The organism is Bartonella sp. AD328YNZD (assembly GCF_042196425.1).
In genome coordinates, this window is record NZ_JBHIQG010000073.1 from 2,557 (window position 1) to 9,332 (window position 6,776).

A 6,776-nucleotide genomic window follows, 5' to 3' on the forward strand; every position below is an offset into this window, starting at 1 on the left:
GAAACTGACACCTAAATGGCTTCCTAATTCTTTTTGGGAAAGTCCCATGGAAATGCGTCTATGACGGATTCTTTTGCCTATCAAAATGTCGATAAAATGTGGATTTTTAGTTGGCACTTCAAGCCCCCCTCCGGTTGCGAGCGCCCTCGCTTTGGTATTCCGGGAGTTAAAAACACTGACTTGACTCAGCTTTTTGCTTTTAGTGCCAAAGCACCTGGACATAGCAAAATCTCCCGGAATCCCGGGATACCCGCAAAGCGGGATAAATTTATGTGTCAAGTCTTCGGGTTTTTAATCCCTATTGATCGTTGCGTAGACGACCAAAATTACACTTTAAGTGATAAAGTAATTTCAGAAGCTTGGCAAGAAAAATCAAGAATTTTCTATTCTATTATGCCGTAAAACATTGCTCTTTTAGGGGGGAGTAAAGAGCTAGAATATTTGAGGGCAGGGCTTGATTTGTTGAGCTTTATGAAGTGTTGTCGTTTGAGGGGGGCGACTGAAGATTGTAAGGGGGTACTAGGCAAAAAGCTGCGTTCATTTATAGACTGTTGTTTATAGAGCGGTACGGGGTGGTGAACCTTTCCTTGGCTTCGTTCTGTAATAATGTAAAAGCGTAAAAATGTATATCCTTAAAAGTGAAACGGAGGACTTATAGATTTATATATTGTGCGTGTTTTTGGTCATGGTATGGAATGTGGTGCGAGGATTGGGGGAAGTGTCTTCGTGAATGGAAGTTGGGAGGAAGAGTGCTGTTAAGTTGTGAGAGTGTGATGGGAGAGAAAAAGGGGGGAATGGAGAATGAAGAAAGTGCGCATGGATAGGAGGAGAGTGTGGGTAATCCGGTGGTGCAAAGAGATGCGTGAAGGAGGGCGGTTTTGGAGATAGGGCTTGATTTGTTGAGCCTGACGAAGTGCTGTCGCTTGAGGAGTGGTTGGGTGCAAGCTTTATTTTGTGGGGAAAGCTGCTTTTTGAAGTGGGATTGTAGACTAGTGCTGGTTGGGAATTTTCATTCTTTGAGACGTGGGGTGGAGGTCAATGTAATAATATGGAAGATTGTGATCTAATAGTTTTTACATTCTTTCTTTTTTTAAAGATATTACTTGATATTAGAGTAAATGCTTATATCAATAGGAGTATTTCTTTAAAAATTTTCACTTAACTTATTAAGCGATTTATTAGAATAAAAGACTCTTCTGAAGTTCATATCACCAATTGTATTGAAGGAAGTGTAATTTTAAGTGTAGCTAAGTTTAACATCGGATGGTTGATATGAATTTGTTTTTAAAAAAGAGTCCATTAGCTCTTTTTTGCTCTCTCTTTATTTCTAAAGTTGGTGATTATGCTTATGAAGTTGTTTTTATTTTACTTGTCTTAGAATTAACAGATAACACCTTTTTTACAGGTCTTGTGTATTTTTTTCGATTTATCCCTTTTCTCTTTTTTGGCCCTATAGGAGGTTGGTTAGCGGATAATTTTTCTTTGAAGAAAAATATCATCTTAAGTGAAGTTGTTAGATTATTAGCTTCATTGTTTGTTTTTATAACTTATATAACAGGTACGGCACATATCATTGTTCTTATTTTTGCAGCAATATGTACAACGATAGGAAGAAGTATTTTCCAACCAAGTTTTCAAGCTGCTATTCCCAGAATGTTTTCAATAAAAGATCTTACAAAGGCCAATAGCATTGCTCAAATTATCATGGAAACTGCATCCGTCATTGGCCCTTTGGTTTGTTCCATACTGCTTTTTTTAGTAAATAAATCGGCAGTACTCATTTTTGATTTTTTTACCTATTTTATATCTATTATCGTGTTATTTAATCTCACGAATTTAAATTCAAATGAGAATAAATCATTCAATTTTATAAAAATTTATCGAGAAACAGCTTCATATCTTAAATATATTTCTACAGAACATAATAATTTATTTATTACGCTCGTTGGCTCGTCGTTTGCTATTCTCTTTACGGGTGCAATTTTAAGATTTTTAATTCCAGCTTTTGTTCTCTCTATAGGGGGAGAGGAAAACTTTGTTAGTTATATTTTTTCTCTCATGGCTGTTGGAACTATTGTTGGTGGTTTGTTATATAGTAAAATTATATTAAATATTACATCGTTGAAGCTCATGATATTTTGGCTTCTTTATGGGGTTATTCTGTTTGTTATGCCTTTAGCTGCTGGACTTTATTTAAAACTCCTTCTCGTGTTAGCATTTGTTTTAGGATTTATGGGTGCCTTTGTGGATATTGGTTTAGTCTCAGCTATTCAATTATATTCTCGTCGTGAAGATTTTGGTAAAAGTTTTGGAACCTTTTCAACTTTAGCGAACTCTGCGGAAGCAATCTCTGGCTTTATTGCTGGACTTTTGGCTCTCGTGGGATTGTTAAGCTCTTTTTTAGCTATGTCCGCATTAATTATTTCCACGGGAATTATTGGCGTTGTAAAAATTAAGAAAAATAAAGAGTTAACACCTCTTAACACGACAGTCGATGACGACCATTGATATATTTGATATCTCCATGCCTTTTCTTTTTTCTAAAGACGGTTCGCTAATTATCTTATTCATGAGATAAAAACACAGCTCTTTGAAGGGGGAATCTGAAATGAATGAGTGGTCAGTGGTGGAAACTTGCTAGGCAAGCATTTGAATTCTTTACAGACCGTTGTTTATAGAGTGGTACGGGGCGGTGAACCTTTCCTTGGCTTCGTTCTGTAATGATGTAAAAGCGTAAAAATGTGAATCTGTAAAAGTGAAGTGAAGGACTTATGGGTTCATATATTGTGCGTGTTTTTGGTCACTTTGGGCTTTTGGGGGCGTGGAATGTGGTGCGAGGATTGGGGGGAAGTGTCTTCGTGAATGGAGGGGAAATGAAGGGTGCTGTGCGTTGGTTTATGTAATGCAACACACCATGAAAGTAAGTATACATATACTATATGTATACTACATGCTTTACATGTGTTTTTTCGTACTTTTAACATATATATTTTGTGTGTTAAGCATAAGCTTTAAGTACTATGAGGATGGTGGCGTTTTTTTAACAAGTGAGAAATTGATTAACTAATGCTTGATAGTAAAGCAGTATGTTGTTAAGGCTATTCTTTGAAAGGAGGCTCTTATTTCTGGTGTAGGAGCTTCTCAGAAGAGAATGCAATTAATAGGGGAGTTAAGATGTCAAAATATTTATTTCCGTTACCGCTTGTATTGGTGGCTGGTTGTGCATCTATCAGTAATTATTCATCAAGTTATGTCAGTCCAAATATTACGAAAGATGATGTAAAATTAATTGCTAACGATTTTGTTCGTAATCTTAAAAAACCTTTACCGCCCGCTACAACAACACTTATTGTGAAAAAAAATAAAACAGAAGACAACTTTACTCCTGTATTTATTGATCTCTTGCGACGGAATGGATATAACGTGATCTATACAGATCAACCAAACAAACAGCAAAATGGTGTAATCTTGACTTATCAAATAACGCCAATAAAGACAGGTATCATGTCTATGGTTTCTTATGATGAGGTTGGAGTAACGCGTTATTATGTCCGTACTTATAATCGATGAAACCCCTTTACCGGTTTGTCTCAAAGAAGTAGATAATGAAGAAATGTGTTTCAGGGAAAATGTTGGGATTGAATTAATCAATAAAAATTCGCAGATGTGAAAATTGCATATTCAGACGATAGTTATTCGTAGTCTCGTTTACAATTTCAGTGTTGTAACGAAGAAAGATGTCGTTTTATCTGTTTGCAATTCTTCATGTTCTGTCTCAGTTATATAGCGCTTTTATCGTTTCTGTCTTATAGAAAATTACTTTCTGTTCTACGGCTCTATATGCCAATCTAATAGTCAGATCTGATCAATCAAATTCATATGAGCTCTTTACAGAAATCTGTTGTTTGAGATTGTTGTAAAGGTGTTTTGTTTTTATCAAATTATCGCGTGGTGGTTTGGGAGTTTCCTTTGGCTGCGTTCTGTAATGATGTAAAAGCGTAGAAATGTGAATCTGTAAAATGAAGCGGAGGATTTGTGCTTTGTGAGAGCTTTTATCATGGCATGGAGTGTGGTGGGAAGGATTGGGGGAAGTGTCTTCGTGAATGGAGGAGAAAGTTGGGATGAAGAGTGTTGTTGAAGTGCGTTTTCTGGAGAAGAGTGTGTGGGGAATAGCTGTGAACAGATTGCAGAGCTGATGTGTAAAGAGATGTGAAGAGAGAAAAATCGTGGTTGGCGTTTATATTCTATGCGGAGCTTAACAATTATATTTTTATGGGGGATATTCGTGAAATGGGTGTGAGAAGAATTGAGAGGTGTTTTTTAATAAGTGGATGAATGAGCAATACAATGAAATCCCATTTAGGGGAAATCCCATTTAGGGGAAATCCCATTTAGGGGAAATCCCATTTAGGGGAAATCCCATTTAGGGGAAATCCCATTTAGGGGAAATCCTATTTAGGGGGAATCCTATTTAGGGGGAATCCTATTTAGGGGAAATCCTATTTTAGCTCTTGTTGTTTTAGACATTGTGTTTTGTATGAGGGGCATTTTGCAGGAAAGATGTTTTGAGGGATGTGGCTCCCCTTAAAGAAAAACACAAAAATATCAAAAGAAAAATATAAAAACTTGACAAGGTAAATGTAAAAAGGTATCATAATGATACAATCGGAATTGTGCGTTTAAATCAGATGAGATCTTTTGATAAGATTCTGTGAGAGGGGTGGGGGTGTTTTTCCAAGGTTCTGGTGTTTGTTATCCTATTTTGAAGTTTGTTATCCTATGATGTCGTAAACCGGTGTCGTGAACCGTTTTTTGAGATCTGGTGGTATCAGGCGGGCAAGGCTTTAGGCTGAGGGGAATATTGGCAACGGATGTCGATTGATGGGCTTTTGTCTAATCAGAAATCAACCACAAGATTGCTTTTTGTTTTTTCGGTTTGAGTTCTCTAAAGTTTTTTAAAAGGGCGTGTTCTTTTTCGCTATAGGTGTCTTGATCATGGGGGAGAGCATTTTCCTTTGTGACAATATCTGCTTTTATCGCAATATCGGCATAAAAAAAGGTAATGGGAACTTTTAAGATGTTGGCAATTTCTTGTAAGCGTCCCGCGCTTACACGATTGAAGCCTTTTTCATATTTTTGGATTTGTTGAAAACTGACGCCTAAATAGCTTCCTAACTCTTTTTGAGAAAGTCCCATTGAAATGCGTCTGTGACGAATTCTTTTGCCTATCGAAATATCATTGAAATGTGAATTTTTAGTTTGCACTTCAAGCTCCCCTCCAGTTGCGAGCGCCCTCGCATGAGTATTCCGGGAGGTTGAAAGCACTGAACTCAAATCAGCTTTTTGCTTTTAGTGCTGACAAGCACTTGGACATAGCAAAAACTCCCGGAACTCCGGGATACCCACAAAGTGGGGTAAATTAATGTTTGAGTTTTCGGGCTTCAACTCCCTATTGATCGCTGCGTAGACGATCAAAGCACCTTTTGAGTGATAAAGTAATTTCAAAAGATTGGCAAGAACAATTAAAAGATTTGGAAAATGAGAGCATTTTTTTGTATCTTAAAAACTGTCTCATTATCTTCTTATGCCTTATGCCTTATGCCTTATGCCTTATGCTGTAAAATATTGTCATTTGAGGTAGGGTGAGATGGGGGCATTAGAGGCAAGGATATGCCGTCGACGGATCTTCAAGCATATCAATAATTCGGGCATATCAATAAGGTGCTTTTTGTGAGAGTGTCTGGATATTTGAGGGTAGGGGTTATCTATCCGTGTCTGGTGAAACAGTATCCTTTGAGGGGTGGTGAGGGGTGTTTCCCAAGTGCAATATACGCGATAAAAGTTGAATTGTTTACAGACTCTTGTTTATTGAGTGGTGGGCTGGTTTGGAAATTTCGTTTGGTTGTTTTCTGTAAAGATGTAAAAGCGTAAAAACGTGAATCCGTAAAAGTGAAATGAAGAATTTATGTGTTGTATGCTTTTGTCTTGGCATGGAATGGGGTGAGAGGACTGGGGAACGAGTCTGCAAATGAAGTGGAAAGCTAGGATGAAGCATGTGAAAATTGGCGCTGTGGGAGAAGCTTTTTGGTGTGTGTGAAGCTTTGTCTTTTGGGTGGGGTCTTTGCTTCGAAGCGGAATTGATCGGTATTTGTAGGAGCTTTCGCTCTTTGTGTTGGAGAGGGATGGGTGTAAGAATATTCAGAAAAGGCTTGCTTGTTGAATCCGTTGTTTGAGGGGTATGGTGTGCTGATCTGTCTAAGTGCTTGGTAGGAGGAAACTGCTACAAGATGTCGGATTCTTGACAACGCAGTGTAAGACGCTGGGGGAAAAATTTTGTTTGGCTGCTTTCTGTAAAGATGTAAAAGCGTAAAAACGTGAATCTGTAAAAGTGAAGTGAAGGATTTATGCGTTGTATGTTTTTCATGGCATGGAATGTGGAGAACTAGGGTGCGCGTTTGTGAATGGAGCGGAGAAAGCTGGGATGAAGAGGGGTGTTAAGGTGTTGACTGGAGAAAAGTGTGTGAGGGAATATTTTAGGGCAGCGCTTATCTGTCGTGTCTGATAAAATTGCCTTCTTTGAGGTGTCGTGATCTGAAGCTTATATTTTAAGGGTGTTGGATATATTGGTGAGGGATGTTGACGGGGTGCTTTTGTCTAATCAGAAATTAACCACAAGATTGCCTTCTGTTTTTTCGCTTCGAGTTCTCTAAAGTTTTTTAAAAGGGCGTGTTCTTTTTCGCTATAGGTGTCTTGATCGTGGTGTGAGAGATTTTCCT

General features: G+C 37.9%; 5 protein-coding genes and 1 pseudogene. 3 read left to right on the forward strand and 3 right to left on the reverse strand.

Annotated features, from left to right (window positions below; genetic code table 11):
* Nucleotides 1–222: helix-turn-helix domain-containing protein (locus ACFIO3_RS05180; protein ID WP_375704168.1), on the reverse strand; the 222-nt coding region annotated here is incomplete at its 3' end.
* Nucleotides 223–1,272: 1,050 nt separating this feature from the next.
* Here ACFIO3_RS05180 and ACFIO3_RS05185 point away from each other — a divergent pair.
* From ACFIO3_RS05185 to ACFIO3_RS05195, 3 genes are all read left to right on the forward strand, one after another.
* Entirely contained in the window at nt 1,273–2,508 is a 1,236-nt protein-coding gene (locus ACFIO3_RS05185; protein ID WP_375607032.1) for an MFS transporter, read from the forward strand.
* A 263-nt stretch (nt 2,509–2,771) separates the two neighbouring features.
* Nucleotides 2,772–2,903, forward strand: a complete 132-nt coding sequence (locus ACFIO3_RS05190; RefSeq protein ID WP_375607031.1) for a hypothetical protein — start codon at nt 2,772–2,774, stop codon at nt 2,901–2,903.
* A gap of 271 nt (nt 2,904–3,174) precedes the next feature.
* Nucleotides 3,175–3,570 carry a hypothetical protein gene (locus ACFIO3_RS05195; protein ID WP_375607030.1) on the forward strand — a complete coding sequence of 132 codons (396 nt, stop codon included), beginning with the start codon at nt 3,175–3,177 and terminating at the stop codon, nt 3,568–3,570.
* Nucleotides 3,571–4,893: 1,323 nt separating this feature from the next.
* On the opposite strand, the gene ACFIO3_RS05200 is transcribed toward ACFIO3_RS05195, so the two are convergent.
* Nucleotides 4,894–5,265 carry a helix-turn-helix domain-containing protein gene (locus ACFIO3_RS05200; protein WP_375704169.1) on the reverse strand — a complete coding sequence of 124 codons (372 nt, stop codon included), beginning with the start codon at nt 5,263–5,265 and terminating at the stop codon, nt 4,894–4,896.
* A gap of 1,389 nt (nt 5,266–6,654) precedes the next feature.
* Nucleotides 6,655–6,776: pseudogene (locus ACFIO3_RS05205) on the reverse strand (transcriptional regulator); the annotation flags it as partial.

Coding starts and splice junctions, on each gene's coding strand:
- ACFIO3_RS05185 (WP_375607032.1), top strand. CDS start 1,273: ATGAATTTGTTTTTAAAAAAGAGTCCATTAGCTCTTTTTTGCTCTCTC.
- ACFIO3_RS05190 (WP_375607031.1), top strand. CDS start 2,772: ATGGGTTCATATATTGTGCGTGTTTTTGGTCACTTTGGGCTTTTGGGG.
- ACFIO3_RS05195 (WP_375607030.1), top strand. CDS start 3,175: ATGTCAAAATATTTATTTCCGTTACCGCTTGTATTGGTGGCTGGTTGT.